Source organism: Achromobacter sp. HZ34 (assembly GCF_002209485.1).
Lineage (GTDB): Bacteria > Pseudomonadota > Gammaproteobacteria > Burkholderiales > Burkholderiaceae_B > Bordetella_C.
Genome location: NZ_NJIX01000005.1, coordinates 542,121 through 561,192 on the forward strand (window position 1 = coordinate 542,121; position 19,072 = coordinate 561,192).

A 19,072-nucleotide genomic window follows, 5' to 3' on the forward strand; every position below is an offset into this window, starting at 1 on the left:
CGCAAGGCAACAGCACTTTCTCTACGGCGTCGTGTACACGGAAAACCGGCGCAACTGCGCTTCACTCTGCCGCACTTCGCGCACACTGGCCGCGCCGCCATGCGCCACCAACAGCGCCGCCAGCGTCTGCGCTACGGACAAGGCCGGCACCACCGACGGAAACAGCGACTTGGTCGAGTTCTCCACGACGATCAAGGCGGCCGCTTTGGCGGCAACGGGCGAGACGGCGCTGTCGGTTACGCTGACGATACGCATACCTCTGTCGCGCGCGTAGTCCACCGCGGCCACCGTATCGCGGGCATAAGGTTCGTAGCTGAAGACGACCAGCGCATCTTCCTTGCCGGCCCCCCGCAACTCGTCGGCAAAGATGCCGCCCATGCCCCCCAGCAAGGTCGTGTTGTGGCGAAACATGCCGCAGGCGTAATTCAGGTAGAACGCCGCCGGAAACAGGCTGCGCAAGCCGACGATGTAGATATGCCCGGCCTTGGCCAGCACGTCACGCGCCGCCAGCAGTGCGCGCATGACGTCGGGGTCGTTCATCCGGTCCAGGTTGCGCGTATCGGCCTGCAGCAATTCGCCGATCAGCGCGGCATCGTTGCCGCCAGCGCCCTGTTGCAGCGCCGACGCACGATCGGCGAACGTCGCATGCCCCTCGGCCAGCCAGGCGCGATAGACATCCCGCATGGCGTCGTAGCCATCGAATCCCAACTGGCGGGCCAGGCGATGCATGGCGCTGGCCTGCACGCCGGCACTGCCTGCCACCGCCCGCATCGAGTTCAGGGCGATCTCCCTGGGATTGTCGATGGCGTAGCGGGCGGCCCGCTGCAGCATGGGCGGCAGGCTGGTGAAATGTTGTTCGATCAACTGGTCGACGCCGCGTTTGTCCATCCGATTCCTGTGACTTGATGGCGATGGGCCAATCGCCATGACTTGATGGCCATGACTGAACCACCCGGGCCGATTGCCCTGCCGCCGCCCCTGTGCCCGTAGCGCGCGCTATTGTAGAGCGCGCACCTCGGCAATAGCCGCGTCTATGCTCAGCGCCAGGATCTCCACGGCGGCCTGCAATTCCGCTTCCGTCGTGATGTAGGGTGGAGCGAGCAACACATGGTCCCCCCGCACGCCATCAATGGTGCCGCCGCCGGGATAGCAAAGCAGGCCGTTGGCCAAGGCCGTTCGCTTGATGCGGGCATGCAGCTGCAAGGCAGGATCGAAGGCCTGCCGGCCATCGCGGTCCTCGGCCAGTTCGACCGCCTGGAACAGGCCACGCCCACGCACGTCGGCCACATGCGGATGATCGCCCAGGCGTTGCCGCAGGCTGTCCTGCAGATAGCGGCCCAACGTGGCCGACCGTTGCACCAGGCCGTCGCGCTCAATGATGTTCTGCACCGCCAGCGCGCCCGCGCACGCCACCGGATGGCCGACATAGGTGTGGCCGTGCTGGAAGGCACCGCTGCCCGTGGTGATGGCATCGACGATGCGGTCGCTTGCCATCACCGCCGCGATCGGCTGATAACCGCCGCCCAGGCCCTTGGCCAGGCACAGCAGGTCCGGCACCACGCCCTCCTGCTCGAACGCGTAATACGAGCCCGTGCGTCCCAGGCCGCTCATCACTTCATCCAGGATGAAGACCACGCCATGGCGATCGCACACCTCGCGCAATTTGCGGAAATAGCCGGGGACGGCGCAGACGGCGCCCGCCGTGGCACCGACGACGGTCTCGGCAATGAAGGCGGACACGGTTTCGGCTCCTGCTTCCAGGATGGTCGCCTCCAATTCCCGCGCCAGGCGGGTGCCATACGCATCGTCAGACTCTTCCGGCCAGCGGTAGTGCAGCGGAAAGCAGGCCGAGACATGGCAGACCTCCGCCAGCAAGGGTTGGTAGAGCCGGCGCCGCCCTTGATGTCCGCCGACGGCAAGTGCGCCCAGCGTGTTGCCGTGATAACTCTGCAGCCGCGCAATGGTGCGCCAGCGCTGTGGCTCGCCCCGCTCCACGTGGTATTGCCGCGCCAGCTTCAGCGCCGTCTCCACGGTCTCCGACCCGCTGGACAGAAAGTACACGTGCGCCAGGCTCGCCGGCGACCGACGTACCAGTGTGTCGGCAAGCTGCTCCGCCGGCTCCGACGTGAAGAAGCTGGTATGCGCGTACTCAAGCGTGCGGATCTGCGCGACAACCGCGTCGGCCACCTCCGGATGCCCATGCCCCAGGCAGGACACGGCGGCGCCGCCGGACCCGTCGTAGTAACGGCGGCCGTCACGGTCGACCAGATAGCTGCCGACACCCCTGACGGCGGTAGCCAGGGGCGTGCGGGGATTGCGGTGAATGATGTGAGTCATGGTTCGAGGCGGAAGGGAATCGGGGGGATCAAGAGGACGAATGGCCAAAGGGCCAAAGGGACCAGGTGGACTGGATGGGTCGGATGTCTTGACCAGTGCCATTTATAGATCATATGATCCATAAATACAAACAAATGAATCAAATGATCAAGGGGTAATCCTCTTCATGGCCATCCAGCATTCCGACTCCCCCACCGCGCCGTCTCGCCTCCCGGCGCGGCGCTTTCTGGCGCTCTGCGCCCTGGCGGTCGCCGCCGTCGCCGGTCCCGCCCACGCAGCGGACCCCTGGCCATCCCGGCCGATCCAGCTGATCGTTCCCTTCGCCCCGGGCGGCACCACCGACGTGCTGGCGCGCCTGGTCGCCGAGGGACTGACCAAGCGCCTGAATCAGAGCGTCATCGTCGAGAACAAACCCGGCGCCGGCGCGAATATCGGCGCCGCCATGGTGGCGCACGCGGCACCGGACGGCTATACCCTGCTGCTGGCAACGCCCGGACCGCTGGCCATCAATGCCAACATCTACAAGCGCCTGAACTTCGATCCGGAGAAGGATTTCGCGCCGGTGGCCTATGTGGCCGATGTGCCCAATGTGATCCTGGCCTATCCCGGCACGGGACTGAAGAACATGCGCGACCTGATCGACTATGCCAAGGCCCATCCCGGCAAGCTCAACTGGGCGTCACCCGGCGTCGGCAGCACCGCGCATATCGAGCTGGAGGTGCTCAAGCAGATGACAGGCGTCGACATCGTCCACGTGCCCTTCAAGGGCGCGTCCCAGGTGTCGGCGGATCTCATCGCCGGCCATGTCGAGCTGGCGGGAGACAACCTGCCCACCGCGCTGGGCTACATCAAGTCGGGCAAGGAAGTGGCATTGGGCGTGACCAGCGAGAAAGCGCAGGACGTGTTGCCCGGCGTCCAGCCGGTGGGGGCCACCGTGCCCGGCTATGCCGTACTTTCCTGGTTCGCTGTCGTCGCACCGGCAGGAACACCCACCGCCGTGGTGCAGAAGCTGAACACCGAGGTAAACGCCATCATCGGCGAGCCAGCCATGCGCGATAAATTCCAATCCCTCGGTGCGATCCCCGTAGGAGGGCCGCCCGACAAGCTGGCGCGGCAGATCGGCGCGGAACAGGAACGCTACCGCAAGCTGCTGCCCAATTCGAAGGAGCAGGACTGATGGGGCAACGCAAACGCCTGGCGGTCGCTCGGCTGTGGTTCGAAGGCAATGCCTTCTGCCCCGTGCCGGCGACCATGGCTCAATTCGAGCAGTACGAATGGCAGTCCGGCCCCCAGGTCCTGGAGACCATGGACGGCACGGCAACCGAGCTGGGCGCGGTGGCGCGCTTCGCGGCGGCGCATCCGGATTGGGAGGTGGTGGTGTTGCGCTGCGCCTCGGCCTTGCCAGCGGGACCCATCGCCGACGATGTCATCACGCGCCTGACGCAGGAGCTGCACGAAGGTTTGAACGGGGGGGCGGATCCGGGCTCGGACCGGGCACCGCAATCACCGCCCCGCTGGGACGCGGTCTACCTGTCCCTGCACGGTGCCGCCATCACGCCCACGCGGGAAACGCCGGAACTGGACATCGCTCGCATGGTGCGCGCGCTGCTGCCCGATGTTCCGCTGGGCGCGAGCTTCGACCTGCACGGCAATATGCCGCCCGCCTGGGCCGACGTGCTGGATGTCGCGGCGGTCTATCGCACCCATCCGCACGTCGACATGGACCAGGCCGCCGATCGGGTCTTGCGTGGCCTGTTGCGTTGCGTCGACGAGGGTCTGAAAACCCACCGGGTGCTGGTCAACGAAGGCGTCGTGCTACCCAGCATCAATATGCGCACGGCCGCGGGTCCCATGCATGAACTGGAACAGGCGGCGCTCGCGCAGATCACGGGTGCGGTGCTGGACGTACTGGTCTTCGGCGGCTTTCCGTATTCGGACACGGCAGCCACTGGCGCCTCGATCTTCGCCATCAGCGACGCCGCGCAAGATCCGCAGGGCGCGCAGGCCAAGGCAGCCGCGCGCGCGGTGCACGATCGCGTCCGCGCATGCTTTCCCCAGTTCATCATGACGTTGCCCTCGCCCCAGGCGGCGTTGGCCGAGGCCTTGGCCATCGAGGCGCCGGGCCTGATCGCCGTCACCGACTCCGGTGACAACCCCATGTCGGGCGGTGGCGGCGACACGCCCGGCCTGTTCGCCGCGCTATGCGCGGCGCGGCCTTCGGTATCGGCGTTGTTCGCCAGCTTCGCGGATGCGGGCGTGGTGGCCCTCGCGCGGCAAGCCGGCGTGGGCGGCACCGTGGATGTCGCATTGGGCGGCCGTCATGGCAAGCAGTTCGGCGAGCCCGTGCCGGTGCGCGTCATCGTCGAACGGATCACCGACGGACGCTACCGCAACACGGGTCCCATGCAGACTGGCGTCGAGCGCAGTTGCGGCAACAGCGCCGTGCTGGCGCTGCGGGATCTGCCCAGGCTGAGCATCATCGTCACCGAACGGGTGGTGGCGGCCGACGATCCGGCCTTCTACGCCTTGCACGGCATCGATCTGGACACCCTGCGCCTGCTATGCGTGAAGGCCAAGAATCACTTCCGTGCCGCCTTTGCCCAACGCTGCGTGCGCATCATCGACTGCGATGCGCCCGGACCGGCCTGCCTGGACTTGTCGCAGTTGCCGTTCCGCAATGCGCATGTCAGCGCGGGTTACCCCGCGCTGGTGGCAGGCCCCGTCGATCAGCCCTTGAAGTAAGGCCGTTCCTGCGCGAACAGCAGCGTGTTCGCGCCACGGCGCCAGGCCGGCGGGGTGTCCTTGCCCAGCAGCACCGTGGCCATGGCATAGGCCTGGCCACGCAGCGCCGGCGGCACGCCGTCCAGGTTCTGTTCCGCCACGGCGGCCGGACGCTTCTGCTGCAAGGCTTCCAGGAAGCCGGTCATCGCCGGCTTGTAGCGTTGCAGATCGTCCGGCATACGCAGCATCAGGTGTGAATAGTCGCGCCTGGCACGCGCGGCCAGGGCGATGCTGGTCCAGAAAGTGTCCTCGTCCAACCCCTGGTCCGATGGTAACCCCAGCGCGCGGTCGACCGCCTCTTGCGATGCGCCGTCGGACGCCCCGACCAGGCGCAGCACGTGCGCTTCGGTCGCGGGCTTCTGATGCGCCAGATACACGGCGGTGTCCAGGTGGCCCTGCGCCAGGGCCGAGAACGCCTGCAGATCGGGCCGTTGCTGCAGGCCCTGGCCGCTCTCCAACGTGCGCATGACGGACAACTGGCGCGAATGGCTGGCAAACTGCTCCATCTTGAAGGGGTCCGGCCGGCCCGCGGCGCGCATGACGCGAGCCAGGTCCAGCGCGACACCGGACTGCAGCATCGGCAGGCGCTCATAGCCCGCCAGCATGCGCGGTTGCGCCGTCGCCCAATCGCCCTTCATGGCGGCGATATAGCCTGACGCATAGGCGAACCATGCGTTCTGCGGCCAACGCTTGTTGCCGTCGACGAAGGCCTGATCCTTGGCTGGAGATTCCGGCAGGCAGCGCGCCGCCAGGTATTGCGCGTCGGCGTCCGACGGATTGTCCTGGGCCTGCCTCGTCATAGTCATGCACACACTTTCGTGCTTGGCCCCGGTCGTCGAATCCTGCAGCAGGCGGTTCAGCAGCACGTCCTTGGGCGCGGCGCGCAAACGCTGCGTCAACAAGACGTCGAAGCCCTCCAGCCCGGAGGCGGCCATCAGCCACTGCGCGGCATTCGGATTGTCCAGCGGCTCCCAGCGGGCATGCGCCAAAATCATTGCGTCGCGCTCTTCCTTGGAGTCCACCGGGCGCAAGAGATCGTCAGGGCCGCCGTCACCACCGCCTTCAAGCGCGGTGCGCGTGGCACCACCGCCCTTGGTCTTGACCGAATCGGGCGGCTCGCGGAACAGGTAATCGACGTTGATGGTGCTCCAGCGCGGCGCGCCATGGTGCACCGGCGGCCGCTGGGTGGCATTGCCATACGTGGCGGTCCACTCGACCAGCGGGCTGGCGCCGGCCACGTTGTAGACGACGTGGGCGAAGCGATTGTTGGCATCGCCGTTGAAGGACTCGATCACTTCGCCCTTCAGCGTACGGGTCTCCACCGTATAAGTAGCGCCGGAAGCCAGATCGTGGCTGGCGTAACCATGCGCTGCTACCTGCAGGCTGAATTTGTTGGCCACGTTGACCACCACCGGCTGGCCCAGGCCGTTATAGACGGTCAAGGTGGCATTGCCGATGAAGCTGCTGATACCCAGCACCGCCGCGACGATGGAAGCGGCCACCGCCAGCCGCAGCAGCGACGGGAACATACCGTCGGCAACGAGGAAGCGGCTCCACCAATTCAACTTGGTCTGGCGCTGGCGCTCCTGGCCCGGCAACAGGGCCGTGTAGGACAGCGGCACGCGCGGCGGCGTTTCCGCCGCATCGAGCGGAGTTTGCTGCAGGGCGTGCGCGGCGACGCCCGCCTCCGTGCGCAGGAGTTCGTCCAGGGCCCGGCTGCGCAAAGCGCCCAGCATGCCGGTGGCCGTATTGACCCAACCGTCGATCACATCGATCCAGCTGCCCAGGTTTTTGGTGGTGGGCTGGGTCAGTTCGAACTTGCCCAGTTCCTTGGGAAAGTCTTCGATGCCGGTGGCCGCGGCCAGGCGCGGATTCAGTTGTACCTCGGCGGCCTTGGCGTAGGTCTGCTCCAGGGTCGCGAACAGGTCCTGGGCCGCGGCGAGAACGCGCTTCCGGCCACCGCTGCTGACGCGGCGGGCAGCAGTCTCCACCGAAATCCAGCTTTGGAACGCGCCGTTGGCGTCACGCAGATTGGCTTCGGCATGATCGGCGAAATGCAGGGCCCGCAGCACGCCTTCCAGATACGTGGCCCACTCCGGACCGGCGCCGCGCGCCGCGGCCAGGTGCCAGCTGCGGCAGGCAAAGTCATGGTCACGCAGGCGGCCGCGCACGGCCTCCAGCGCCCGTTGCGTGGCCGTCAGCAGCGACGGCAGCTCCGACATCGAGGCTTCGCCGCCGCGATGGCGGATCTTGTTGCCGTCGACCTTGAGGTCGCCTTCGCTGAGGCCGCGCAACTGATCCACGTCCAGTTCCAGCGCGCGCAGTTCTTCCATATCCTGCGTCAGGCTGGCCGGATAAAAGGTGGCGTGCAGGGCGGGATCGGCGGACGCCGCGGGGTTGAACAGCCCGCCGGCTTCGGCCGTGTGACGCACGGGCGAACGGCCGAAGTAGACGCCGCGATAACGGCTGTCCAAATACTCGCGGTTGAATTGTTCGTCCACGCGCTGCAGGGTGACGTCCAGGGCTTCCGGCTCGCCCGCGTCCTTCTCCTTGGGCCCCAGCGTCACTTCCGTCAGCCGCAGGCGCAGGGTGTCGACGTCGCGGAACAAGTCCCACGCACTGCCCTCTTCCACCGGCGACGGCACATAGTTGGCCTTGGCGTTGGCTTCACGCTCGTGGTTCAGCGGGTGCGTCAGCCACATGCGCGGCGGCTGCGCCAGGCCCGCCTTGAATACCCGGTACGCGGCCGGGTTGTCGGCGGGCACGGGCGCGACGATGCCATACGTTGGATCGTTGAGGATGCGGCGCATGTGGCCGAGGATGCGGGTCTGCACGGCGAAGATGTCGGCCGGCGCATGGCCATCGCCTTTCTCGTTGAAGGCGAAGCGCAGGGCGCGGTCCCAGGAGTCGTCGGCGGCCTGCAGGCGATGCAGGGCATGTACCAGGGCATCGCTGCCGGTCAGATGCACCGCGACCAGGTCGGCGTTCAATTCCATTTCGCGCGACAGGGCGCGCTGCATGATCACCACGACGCGAAACGCGGAATCGACCAGCGCACGAATGGCCCAGACGATCAGGCTGATCAGCCAGCCTACCCACGCGATGCGGAAGTCCGAGCGGGAAATGGATTGCAGGAAGCGATCGAAACGGTCGCGCCGCGCCACCAGGTGGCCGGCGATCTGCTGCGCCACGTAGACCCAGCGACCCACTGCCATCGAACGCTGGGCGAAGTGGCCGAATTCGTGCGCCAGCACGGCGCGCAGTTCGGCCAGGCTGAGCACGTTGACCAGGCCCAGGCCGATCTCCAGGTTCTTGCGCGAGGGCAGCAACAGATTCAGGATGGACAGGTCGTAGGACACCGACGCGTTCACGCGCGATGACAGGAACACCCGGTGCGGCCGCGGCGCGCCGGCGGCATCGGCCATCGCGTGCAGGAAGGTGAACAGTTCCGGCTGCGTATCGGCCTTGATTTCATATTCATCGTCGTCGCTGCCGCGCTTGACGAAGAACAGGCCCTTCAGCATGAAGGCGGCCAGGAACGCCGCGGCGGTGCCGATCGCAAAGCCCAGGAAAGCGGTGTCGCCGGTCGAAGTGACAGCGCCCGCGATCATGCGATAGGCGGTGTAGACCAGCCAGCCGGCCAGTCCCAGGTAGAGCGCCATGAACACCAGCAGGCCGCCAACGGCGACCCAGGCACGGTTGCGATAGGCGCTGGTCGCGCGCGGGGGCGCTGAGGTCGCGGGGAAGCCAGGCGGCAGCGAGTCGGGTAGGGTAGACACGAGCAAGTTCCGTCATATAGGGCCGTTTCCGGGGGGAAGCAGCCTTGTGCCGGCTTGGAGAGCCGGCGCGGGTTTTGTGGGTTGGATCCCGCGGCGGTGACTTGCTGGCCGCAACGCGGGGCGCCCGAATCGTAGGCGCAGGCGACGGGCGGTTTGCGACAATCTGAAACATTCTATGTAAGAGTTGGAATCACATTCCTTGCACTCGTACAGAGGTCGGGGAAACCCTTTATTTTTTGGCGCCAATTTGGTTTAGAATTTTTTCCAGCCTTTTTGCACGTAACGGGTCGCCTTCGACGCATCGCGGCAGACCTGCTTTCACTTCTCTTTCCCTTACTTTCAACTCTGTCGCGCAGGCGCAGGACGGCTCGATGACCTCTCCGCAGCAATTTCCTTTTGTTTCCGTTTCCGGCAAACCGCAAGTGCGGGGCAAGCAACACGGACAGATCGCCGCTGACCGCGTGCGCAAGAGCGTGGCCATGTACGGCCAGACCCTGGTGAGCCTGGGTTACGACGGTCCGGCCCGTTCCCGCCTGATCAACGCCTTCGCCAAGGAAATCGAGGATTTCGCCCCGCACTACCTTGAAGAGATGCGCGGCATCGCCGAGGGCGCCGGCGTGACGCTGGAAGACATCATCATGATCAACGCGCGCACCGAGGTGGTGGCCAAGGCGCGCGCCGAAAAGAACAAGGCGGCCGAACTGGAGCCTGGCGACGGCTGCACCGGCGCCCTGATCCTGCCGACCCGGTCGGCCACGGGCAACCTGATTCACGGCCAGAACTGGGACTGGCGCGCGGAATGCGCGGAAACCGCCATCGTGCTGCGCATCCGCCAGGACGACGGGCCCGACATGCTGACGTTCGTCGAAGCGGGCGGCCTGGCGCGCAGCGGCCTGAACAGCGCGGGCGTATCGATCACCGCCAACTACCTGGAGTCGGACCGCGACTTCAAGCAACTGGGCGTACCGCTGGCGCTGATCCGCCGCAAGGTACTGGAGCAGCAGCACTTCGCCCTGGCGCTCAAGGCCGTCGCGGCCACGCCCAAGTCCTGCTCCAACAACATCATGCTGGGCATGGCCGAAGGCTTCGGCATTGATTTCGAATGCACCACCGACGAAGCCTTTCCCATCTACCCCGGTAGCGACGACCTGATCGTGCATGCCAATCATTGGGTCAGCGAAGTAGCCCTGGTGAAGCTGCGCGACACCGGCCGCGCCAGCACACCGGAAAGCCAGTACCGAGACTGGCGTGTGCGGCGCCGCCTGAATGCCAGCGACAAGCTGACGCGCGACGACATGCGCGACGCCTTCTTCGACGATTTCGGTTCGCCGTATTCGGTATGCCGGCCGCCGCGTCCCGGCAGCCACGACAACCTGTCCGCCAGCGTCGCCATGGTCATCATGGAGCCCGCCGTGGGTGAGATGGAAGTCGCGCCCCTGCCCGCCTTGAACCGCACGTTCACGCGCTACAGCCTGGATGCCGAGCCGGAAGTCTTCACCTACGAAAAATGAAAACGCGGGCAAACCTGGCGCCATGGCCAGGAACAGCCAGACAGTAGAACGAATGCAAAACGAACAAGGGGCGTACTCCATGAAGTTACGGCAATCATCCTATTCGCGCCGCGTAGTGGCGGGCGGCTTCCTTCTGGCAGGAGCCCTGGCGGGCAGCCTGGCAGCCACCGCCGCCCAGGCCGCGACGCCCTTGCGCATCGCCATGACCGCCGACATCCGCTCGACCGAGCCGGGGGTCAACCGCGATGCCAACAGCGACATCGTCACGTCCCACATGGTCGAAGGGCTGGTGGCCTTTGGCGAGCACGCCGAGGTGAAACCCCTGCTGGCCGAATCGGTGGACATCAGCCCGGACGGCAAGACCTACACCTTCAAGCTGCGCGAGGGCGTCAAGTTCCACAACGGCGCGCCCCTGACCGCACAGGATGTGCTGTGGAGCTGGAACTTCTACATGAATCCCAAGACAGGCTGGCGCTGCCTGGGCGAGTACGACGGCCGTGGCGTGGCCAAGGTGCTGTCGGTGGAAGCGCCCGACGCGCGGACCGTGGTGTATCACCTGGACAAACCCAACGGCTTGTTCCTGGCTTCACTGGCACGCACCGATTGCGGTGATACGGGCGTCATCCACAAGGACTCGCTGAAGGCCGACGGCAGCTGGGACAAGCCCATAGGCACCGGGCCTTTCAAGTTGGGGGAATGGAAGCGCGGCGAATACATCAGCCTGCTGAAGAATCCCGACTACGCCAATCGCGGCGGCGGCATCGACGGCTTCACCGGTTCCAAACGGCCGCTGGTGGACGAAGCCCGCTTCGTCATCGTGCCGGACGATTCGACCGCGAAGGCGGCGCTGCAAAGCGGCAGCATCGACATCATCCAGGACCTGTCCTATTCGGACGTCAAGCCCATGCAGTCGACGCCGCACATCAAGGTGGCGTACGCGCCCGTGATGAGCCTGACGGCCTTGCTGATCCAGACGGAAGATCCGCTGCTGTCCAACCCGAAGCTGCGCCAGGCCATCGCCCACGCCATCGATTACGGCCAGCTGTCGGAGGCGGTCAGCGAAGGTCTGATGAAGGCGCCCAATAACTCCGTCGTCCCCGCCGTGTCGCCCTTCTATGGCGCCGCCGAAAAGCAGGGTTGGAACTACGATCCGGCGCTGGCGCAGAAGCTGTTGAAGGAATCCGGCTACAAGGGCCAGGAACTGGTCATGATGACCAACAAGCGTTATCCGCAGACCTATAGCGCCGCGGTCATCATGCAGGCCATGTTGCAGGCGGTGGGCATCAACGTGCGCCTGGACGTCATGGAATGGGCGTCGCAACTGGACCGCTACAACGCGGGCAAGTACCAGATGATGTCGTTCCCCTACTCCGCGCGCCTGGACCCCAGCCTGAATTTCGAGATGCTGACCGGCGACAAGAAAACCCAGCCGCGCAAGGTGTGGGACAACGCCAAGGCGCAGGAGCTGTTGGCCAGCGTCATGGTGGAAACCGACCAGGCCAGGCGCCAGCAGACCTTCGACACGCTGCACAAAATGTTCATCGCCGACGTGCCGTCGATACCGCTCTACAACAGCATGGACATCGGTGCCTTCCGCGACAACGTCAAGGGGTATACGCCCTGGGCGGTGAAGCAGGCGCGCGTGTGGGAAGTCAGCAAGACCGAATAGGCCGGCACACGCTGCCTGCGTGCATCGGCATCGATATGACAACAGGGCTCGGTTCATGGAACCGAGCCCTGTTTATATCCGATGGACCGATCGCGCTATTTCTCCATCACCTTCGTGCCCCATGCCTGCGGCTTGCCTTCCCATACGCCGAAGCCTTGCAGGCGCTTGCTCACGCCCCAGGGCTGGTTGCCGTTGGACAGCAGTATCACGGGCACCTGCTCCAGCAGCCTGGTGTGCAGCTGGTCGAACAAGGCCTGGCGCTTGGCGTCGTCCAGTTCGGAGAAGCTGGCGTCGATCAGCTTCAAGGCCTCCGGATCCTCCCACACCTTGCGCGGCTGCTTGTCCTTGTCGCCGGAGAATTGCTCATAGCTCAAGGCCGGATCCAGGCGCGAGGAATAGCTGAAGGAACTCATCTGGTAGTTGCCGGTGTTGTAGCGGTCCAGCTGCGTGGCCCACTCCAGCACTTCGATCTGCGCGTTGATGCCCACCGCCTGCATCATGGCCTGCGCCATCACCGCCACCTGATAGCTGGGCACATGCGCGCGCTTGTTGGCGTAGATGACGATTTTCTCGCCCTTGTAGCCGGATTCCTTCAACAGCTTCTGCGCCAGCGCCGGATCGTATTTCCAGCCCTTCTTCTGGGTATCATCGTAGAAAGCCGAGCCGGCCGACACGGCGGAGTTGTTCACCACGCCCAGGTTCTCGGTGGCCGCCTGCACGATCTGCGGAATGTCCAGCGACGCCACGATGGCCTGGCGCAGCTTGACGTTCTTCAGCACGGGATCGCGCGTCTGGAACAGCAAGGTATGCTTGGCCGCGTCGCGCGCCACCAGCACCGACACGCGCGCATTGTTCTTCAGGTCCGCCACGTCGGTATACGGCACCTGGCCCGCGTCGATGGCCCCCGACAGCAGGCCGGTCTTCACGGTGGAAGCATCCGGCACCACCAGGAACTTGACCTCGTCGGCCAGCGGCTGCTTCTTGCCGACATAGCCGTCTTCCTTGTCGCCGGGCGGCGAGACGTAATCCTTGAAAGCCTTGAGCAATACGTATTCGCCCCGCTTCCATTCACCGAACATGAAGGGGCCCGTGCCTACGGGCTTGTCCCAGCTGCCGTCGGCCTTGACCGAGTCCTTGTTCAGGATGCCCGTCATGCCGCAATCGGTGCGGGCCAGCGTGTCCAGGAACACGGCCGATTTGTGATTCAGCTTGAAGACGACGGTCTGCGCGTCGGGCGCGCTGACGTCCTCGACTTTCAGGCCGTTGCGGCCGTCGAACTCGCTGCGGCAGCGCCAGTCGGTCTTAGGATCCATGTAGCGCTGCCAGCTCCACAAGACATCCGCCGAGGTCAGCGCCGCGCCGTTATGGAACTTGACGCCCTGGCGCAGCTTGAAGGTATAGGTCATGCCATCCGCCGACACGTCCACCGACTGCGCCAGCAACGGTGCCACGCTGCCGTTGTCGCGATAGCCCACCAGGCCTTCGACCATGTTCAGCACCACGCCGTCGGTGGTGTCGTCACGATTCACGCCCGGGTTGGTGGAGCGGATGTCGGCGGGCTCGGAAATGACGTAGGACGACGCCTGCGCGACAGCACTGGCCAGCAGGGCCGCGCAGAACAGCGCGGCGTGGGCGGGCGGACGGATTTTCATGGACGGAACTCCTGGATGCCGGTGACGGCGCCGCGCAATCCCGCGGCGAGAGCTGGATCGATAGCTGCAAACTGACCGCTGCAAATATTGGCGCCAATTTTCCATTATGAGTAGCCGGACCGGGGCCGTCACCCCGGGCTTTCCCTGAAGGTGGCGCCGGCGTCCCGCGCGCAAGGTAGGGGGCGCCGCGGCCGCTTCAGGACATGACCTGGTGCACGTGCTCGCCGATGATGCGCTGCAGGCGCGCCACGTCGCGTGCTTCCAGCGCCGCGACGATCTCGAAATGCTCGCCGACGGACTTCTCGATGCGCGCGCGCGTCATCCATTGCGTGGCGGGCGCCGCCACCGCGCGGCCGCGCATGTCGTGGATCAGGGACACCAGCTCGCGGTTGCTGCACATGTCGTAGAGCGTGGCGTGGAATTCCAGGTTGACCTCGTACTGCTCCAGCAGCGTGCCGTTCAACAGCAGGCTGGCGAACCGTTCCGCCAGGGCACGCATGCGCGCCACCCGGGCATCGGTGACGTTGGGCATCAGGTCGGCGGCGGCACCCACTTCCAGCAGCACGCGGATGTCGCGGATGTGGTTCTGCTGGTCGACGTCGACCGCGTACACGTGATAGCCCCGGTTGGGCACGTGCTGGATGACACGCCGCTGCGTCAGATGGTCGAGCGCGCGCCGCACCTCCAGGCGCTTGGCGTCATAGCGCTCCTGCAGGTCGATCTGCTTGAGCCAGGCGCCGGTGCCGAAGACGCCGGACTGAATATCCCGGGCCAGTCGGTCGGCCAGGGATATTTCGACACCGGTGTTCGATTTACGCATGGTTGAATGGACGATGATTGACGAATGGCGGTGATTTTATCGCTGCGGCAGTCACGCCCGGCCTGCCATTCCAGCCATAAGCTCGTGCCTCTCTTTTTACGCTGGCGCGATGACAGGCGCGGACGCGAAGGCGGACGTTGCCGCGGCCGGTTCATCGAAGCGCCACTTCAAGCGCACGCCGCCGTTCGTGGTCGATTCCAGGGCGGGAATGGCCGATAGCAGCTTGCGGGTGTAGGGGTCGGCGGGTGCATCGAAGATCTGGTCGCGCGTGCCTTCCTCGACGATGGCGCCGTCCTGCATCACGATGACACGGTCCGCGACCTGCTCCACCACGCCCAGGTCATGGCTGATGAACAGGCAGCAGAAACCATGGCGGCGCTGCAGGTCCGCGAACAGTTCCAGCACCTGCGCCCGCACCGTCACGTCCAGGGCCGAGACCGGCTCATCCGCGATGACGAAGGTGGGCCGGCGCACGATGGCGCGCGCAATGGCCACGCGCTGGCGCTGCCCGCCCGACAGTTCATGCGGATAACGGCCCGCGTACTCGTCGCCCAGGCCCACTTCGGCCAGCACTTCGGCCACCCGCCGCCGCTTGTCCGCGGTGCCCATGTCGCGCACCAGGCGCAGTCCTTCGCCCACCAACTGGCCCACGGTCATGCGCGGGTCCAGGGATGAATAAGGATCCTGGAACACCATCTGGCAGTTCAGGCGATAGTCGTACCAGCCGGGATCGTGCCGGCCGACAGGCTGGCCGCGGAACAGGATCTGCCCCGCCGTCGGCCGCAGCAGTCCCGCGATGGCGCGGCCCAGCGTGGTCTTGCCCGAGCCGGACCCGCCCACCACCGCCACCACCTCGCGCGGCAGCACTTCCAGGTTCAGACCGTGCAGGGCGCGCTTGGCCTCGGTGCGCGCGAACAGGCGGCGATGGCCCGGATAATCGATGACCAGGTCGTTGACGCGCACCACGGGCGTTTCGCGTGCCACCGGCCGCGCGGGCAGGCGGCGCGGCATCGCTTCCAGCAGCTTGCGGGTATAGGGGTGTTGCGGCCGCGCGAGCAGTTCGGCGGTGGCGCCACGTTCGACCACTTCGCCCTGGCGCATGACCACGACACGTTCCGTGTAGCGTGCCACCATGGGCAGATCGTGGCTGATCATCAGCACAGCGGTGCCGTGTTCGCGCGTCAGGCCCACCATCAGCTCCAGCACGTCGCGCTGCACCACGGCGTCCAGCGCGGTGGTGGGCTCATCGGCGATCAGCAGCGCCGGCGCCAGCAGCATCACCGACGCCAGCATCATGCGCTGGCGCATGCCGCCGGAGAACTCGTGCGGCCACGCATCCAGCGCCGCGCGCGGATCGCGCAAGCCCACGCGCGCCAGCATGTCCAGGATGCGCTCGCGACGCGCGGACGCGTTCATGTCGCGCCGGTGCAAGGCCAGGCCTTCATCCAGCTGCCGGCCTATGGTCATGGACGGGTTCAGCGACGTCATGGGTTCCTGGAACACCATGCCCACGCGCGCGCCGCGCAGCTTGCGCAATGCGGCCGGCTTCAGGCTGGCGATGTCCTGCCCTTCGAATTCGATGCGGCCGGCGGCGCGTACCAGCGGCGGCGGCGTCAAGCCCATGACGGCACGCGCGGCCTGTGTCTTGCCGCTGCCCGATTCCCCGACGATGCCGACCATCTCGCCAGGCGCGATGTCGAAAGACACGTCGCGCACGATTTCGCGGCCGCCCTGTCCGATGGTCAAGGTAAGCCCGGTCACGTTCAACAAGCGGGCGGAAATCACGGTATGGCTGTCTGTCATGCGGCGGCTCGCATCCGGGGATCCAGGCGGTCGCGCACGGCGTCGCCCAACAGGTTGATGCCCAGCAGCGTCAGCGCGATGCACAGTCCGGGCAGGATGGACAGCCACGTGGCCTGCGACATGAAGGGCCGCGCGGCCGCCAGCATATTGCCCCAGGTCGGCGCCGGTGGCGGCACGCCCAGGCCCAGGAAGGACAAGGCGCTTTCCGCCAGGATCACCCAGCCGAACATGGAGGTCGCCAGCACCGTCAGCGGCGCCACGCAATTGGGCAGCACGTGGCGGCACATGGTGTAGAGCTCCGAATTGCCCAGCACCCGCGAGGATTCGATGAATTCCTTTTCCCGCAAGGACAGCACGGTGCCCCGCACGATGCGCGTGACCGACGGCGTGTACGCCAGGCCCAGGGCCAGCACGATGCCGTATTTGTTGGCGCCCACGACCGCCAGCAGCCCCAGGGCCAGCAGCAGCCCGGGGAAGGCCAGCAGCGCATTGTTGAAGGCCATGATGATGCGATCGGTCCAGCCGCGCACGAACCCCGTCAGCAGTCCGACGGCGGTGCCGGCGAACAGCGCGAAACACACCGTCAGCAGGCTGATCCACACGCTGGCCGACGCGCCGGCCATCAGGCGCGACAGTTCGTCGCGGCCGAATTCGTCGGTGCCCAGCAGAAAGGCGCCGCCGGGCGCTTTCAGGCGCGAGATGAAATTGATCTTCAAGGGATCGTGCGGGGTCCAGACGGCGCCCAGCACGGCCATGATCACCACCAGGCCTACGATCAGGCCCCCCAGCAGGGCATTGCCCGCGATACGTCTTCTCTTTTTCGGAGCGCTCATTCCGCCGCCACCCTGGGATCGAAGAAGGGATAACACAGGTCGATGATCAGGTTGACCACCACGTACACCACCGCCACGAACAGCAGGCAGCCCTGGATCACCGGGTAATCGCGGCCGAAGATGGCGTCCACCAGCAGGCGCCCCAGGCCGGGGATGGTGAACACGGTTTCCACCACCGCGATGCCGCCCAGCAGATTGCCCAGCACCAGGCCGATCAGGGTCCAGGTGGGACCGAAGGCATTCTTGAACGCATGGCGCATCAACACCGCGCGCTCGGACAAGCCCTTGGCCCGCGCATGCGTGATGTAGTCCAGCCGCAGCACCTCCAGCGTGCTGGCCCGCGCCATGCGCATCAGCACGCCGATCTCGTGCAGGAACAGGGTGAGGATGGGCATGACCAGGTACAGGATGCCCGCCTGCCAGTCCGAACTCACCGAAACATAGCCCACCACCGGCAACCACTGCAGCTTCAGGCCGAAGAACAGCAACAGCAGCAGGCCGCCCCAGAAGGTGGGAATGGACACCAGCAGCGTGGCGGTGCCCACCAGCAGCAGGTCGGGCAGGCCGTTCTGCTTCCAGGCGGCGATCATGCCGGCGGGCACGGCCACCAGGCTGGCGAACACCACGGCGGCCAGCACCACTTGCGCGCTGACCAGGAAGCGGTCCCACACCAGCGCCAGCACCGGCTGGCCGGTGGTGATGGACTTGCCCAGGTCGCCATGCAGCATGTTGTCGAACCAGATGCCGAACTGCACGGTCCAGCTCTGGTCCAGGCCCAGGCGGGCGCGCAGGTCCGCCAGGCTGGCCGGCGTGGCCAGGTCGCCCAGCATCAATTGCGCCGGATCGCCGGGTATCAGGCGTATCAGCACGAACACGGCCACGGCCACGATCAGCAGGGTGGGGATCGCCATTGCAATGCGAGCCAGGGCAAAACGCAGCATGCGCGCTCCTCAGTAATCTCGACGCTCAGTGGTCCGGGGCATGGTCCAGCGCAGCATCAGGTTGCGTTGCGCTTGGCTTCAAGCGTGCGGGCCAGCCAGTCCTGCACCACGCCCACGCATTTCTGGCCATCGTGCGGCACGTTGTCGACCAGGTCGAATTCGACGTTCACGCCCGCGGCTTCAAAGGAATGCTGCAGGGTCTTCAGGCGCTCCGGACGCGTGCGGCCGGCGTCGTTGCAACCCGGCATGTAGTACTTGCCGCCTTCGCGATGGGTGATCTCCCAGGTTTCCAGATCGGCCTTGCCCACCACCATATGCACGGCCATGCGGCGCAGCGCGTCCAGGTCCAGCGCCTTGCCATAGCGTTCCTGCATGCCGCGCGTACCCACCCACCAGTCCTTGTCCGCATCGAGCAGCGTCACCGAGCCCGGTGCGCCGATGGATACGCCCCACAGGCGTTCCGGATGCAGCAAGGCGAAGCGATTGACGAACTGGCCGCCGCCCGAGTAGCCGAACAGCGCGAAGCGGCTGAAGTCGCAGCCGAATTTTTCTTCCAGCTCGGCGACCATGTCCAGCAGCACGTGGTCATAGCGGATCTCGCCTTCCTGCAGGTGCTTGAAGGCATCGCGATCGCCGTCGCCCCGCACACCCACCGGGAACAAGGGGCACAGGATGATGCAGTCGTTCCAGCGCGCGAACTCGGCAAAGGCATCGCGGTATTCGACGAAGGCGCGGCCGGTGCCGTGCATCACCACCACCAGTTCCATCGGCCGCCTGGCTTCCGAGATGTGGGGCGGCACGTAGGTGCAGTAGCTGAAGCGCGGATCGCTGCGGGCGGCGAAGATGGTGCCATGGCCCAGATCGTAGATGGCGCGGGCGTGCGCGGCGGCGGTATCGGTGGGGGACGTGGTCGGCATTTTTTGTGGTCTGGCGTTGAGGCGAGGGG

The 19,072-nt window shown here is 66.0% G+C and carries 13 protein-coding genes; 4 read left to right on the top strand and 9 right to left on the bottom strand.

The genetic code is table 11. From position 1 onward, the window contains the following. Window positions 1-21: 21 nt before the first annotated feature. Together CEY05_RS22150 and CEY05_RS22155 are read right to left on the bottom strand one after the other, a co-directional pair. Entirely contained in the window at window positions 22-888 is an 867-nt protein-coding gene (locus CEY05_RS22150) for a MurR/RpiR family transcriptional regulator (protein WP_088597196.1), read from the bottom strand. Window positions 889-996: 108 nt separating this feature from the next. Next, entirely contained in the window at window positions 997-2,337 is a 1,341-nt protein-coding gene (locus tag CEY05_RS22155; RefSeq protein ID WP_088597195.1) for an aspartate aminotransferase family protein, read from the bottom strand. Between the two features lie 166 nt (window positions 2,338-2,503). On the opposite strand from CEY05_RS22155, the gene CEY05_RS22160 reads away from it, so the two are divergent. Continuing rightward, on the top strand, window positions 2,504-3,514 hold the full coding sequence (locus CEY05_RS22160; protein ID WP_088597194.1) for a tripartite tricarboxylate transporter substrate binding protein: 1,011 nt from the start codon (window positions 2,504-2,506) through the stop codon (window positions 3,512-3,514). Next, complete coding sequence (locus CEY05_RS22165; RefSeq protein ID WP_088597193.1) at window positions 3,514-5,079, top strand: M81 family metallopeptidase; 1,566 nt, start codon at window positions 3,514-3,516, stop codon at window positions 5,077-5,079. The genes CEY05_RS22160 and CEY05_RS22165 overlap by 1 nt, the downstream gene beginning before the upstream one ends. Here CEY05_RS22165 and CEY05_RS22170 read toward each other — a convergent pair. Then, window positions 5,064-8,897: a M48 family metallopeptidase gene (locus CEY05_RS22170; protein ID WP_143220568.1), complete on the bottom strand. Its 3,834-nt coding sequence runs from the start codon at window positions 8,895-8,897 to the stop codon at window positions 5,064-5,066. The two genes, CEY05_RS22165 and CEY05_RS22170, sit on opposite strands and share 16 nt — an antisense overlap. A gap of 371 nt (window positions 8,898-9,268) precedes the next feature. Between CEY05_RS22170 and CEY05_RS22175 the strand changes: the two genes are divergently transcribed. Further along, window positions 9,269-10,408, top strand: coding sequence for a C45 family peptidase (locus CEY05_RS22175; RefSeq protein ID WP_088597191.1), 1,140 nt, complete (start codon window positions 9,269-9,271; stop codon window positions 10,406-10,408). A gap of 79 nt (window positions 10,409-10,487) precedes the next feature. Further along, window positions 10,488-12,077 (top strand): ABC transporter substrate-binding protein, encoded by a 1,590-nt coding sequence (locus tag CEY05_RS22180; protein ID WP_088597690.1) that lies wholly within the window; start codon window positions 10,488-10,490, stop codon window positions 12,075-12,077. 95 nt (window positions 12,078-12,172) lie between these two features. Here the strand turns inward: CEY05_RS22180 and CEY05_RS22185 are convergent, their stop codons facing one another. The 6 genes from CEY05_RS22185 to CEY05_RS22210 all read right to left on the bottom strand — a co-directional run bounded on the left by CEY05_RS22185 (window position 12,173) and on the right by CEY05_RS22210 (window position 19,043). Beyond that, entirely contained in the window at window positions 12,173-13,729 is a 1,557-nt protein-coding gene (locus tag CEY05_RS22185) for an ABC transporter substrate-binding protein (RefSeq protein ID WP_088597190.1), read from the bottom strand. Window positions 13,730-13,925: 196 nt separating this feature from the next. Beyond that, on the bottom strand, window positions 13,926-14,549 hold the full coding sequence (locus CEY05_RS22190; protein ID WP_088597189.1) for a GntR family transcriptional regulator: 624 nt from the start codon (window positions 14,547-14,549) through the stop codon (window positions 13,926-13,928). A 96-nt stretch (window positions 14,550-14,645) separates the two neighbouring features. After that, complete coding sequence (locus CEY05_RS22195; RefSeq protein ID WP_088597188.1) at window positions 14,646-16,352, bottom strand: ABC transporter ATP-binding protein; 1,707 nt, start codon at window positions 16,350-16,352, stop codon at window positions 14,646-14,648. Next, complete coding sequence (locus tag CEY05_RS22200) at window positions 16,349-17,185, bottom strand: ABC transporter permease (RefSeq protein ID WP_088597187.1); 837 nt, start codon at window positions 17,183-17,185, stop codon at window positions 16,349-16,351. The genes CEY05_RS22195 and CEY05_RS22200 overlap by 4 nt, the downstream gene beginning before the upstream one ends. Next, a complete protein-coding gene (locus tag CEY05_RS22205) occupies window positions 17,182-18,126 on the bottom strand; it encodes an ABC transporter permease (protein ID WP_088597186.1) in 945 nt (314 codons plus the stop codon). The genes CEY05_RS22200 and CEY05_RS22205 overlap by 4 nt, the downstream gene beginning before the upstream one ends. A gap of 56 nt (window positions 18,127-18,182) precedes the next feature. Continuing rightward, window positions 18,183-19,043, bottom strand: coding sequence for a hydrolase (locus CEY05_RS22210; protein ID WP_088597185.1), 861 nt, complete (start codon window positions 19,041-19,043; stop codon window positions 18,183-18,185). Window positions 19,044-19,072 lie beyond the last annotated feature (29 nt).

Coding starts and splice junctions, on each gene's coding strand:
- CEY05_RS22150 (WP_088597196.1), bottom strand. CDS start 888: ATGGACAAACGCGGCGTCGACCAGTTGATCGAACAACATTTCACCAGC.
- CEY05_RS22155 (WP_088597195.1), bottom strand. CDS start 2,337: ATGACTCACATCATTCACCGCAATCCCCGCACGCCCCTGGCTACCGCC.
- CEY05_RS22160 (WP_088597194.1), top strand. CDS start 2,504: ATGGCCATCCAGCATTCCGACTCCCCCACCGCGCCGTCTCGCCTCCCG.
- CEY05_RS22165 (WP_088597193.1), top strand. CDS start 3,514: ATGGGGCAACGCAAACGCCTGGCGGTCGCTCGGCTGTGGTTCGAAGGC.
- CEY05_RS22175 (WP_088597191.1), top strand. CDS start 9,269: ATGACCTCTCCGCAGCAATTTCCTTTTGTTTCCGTTTCCGGCAAACCG.
- CEY05_RS22180 (WP_088597690.1), top strand. CDS start 10,488: ATGAAGTTACGGCAATCATCCTATTCGCGCCGCGTAGTGGCGGGCGGC.
- CEY05_RS22185 (WP_088597190.1), bottom strand. CDS start 13,729: ATGAAAATCCGTCCGCCCGCCCACGCCGCGCTGTTCTGCGCGGCCCTG.
- CEY05_RS22190 (WP_088597189.1), bottom strand. CDS start 14,549: ATGCGTAAATCGAACACCGGTGTCGAAATATCCCTGGCCGACCGACTG.
- CEY05_RS22195 (WP_088597188.1), bottom strand. CDS start 16,352: ATGACAGACAGCCATACCGTGATTTCCGCCCGCTTGTTGAACGTGACC.
- CEY05_RS22200 (WP_088597187.1), bottom strand. CDS start 17,185: ATGAGCGCTCCGAAAAAGAGAAGACGTATCGCGGGCAATGCCCTGCTG.
- CEY05_RS22205 (WP_088597186.1), bottom strand. CDS start 18,126: ATGCTGCGTTTTGCCCTGGCTCGCATTGCAATGGCGATCCCCACCCTG.
- CEY05_RS22210 (WP_088597185.1), bottom strand. CDS start 19,043: ATGCCGACCACGTCCCCCACCGATACCGCCGCCGCGCACGCCCGCGCC.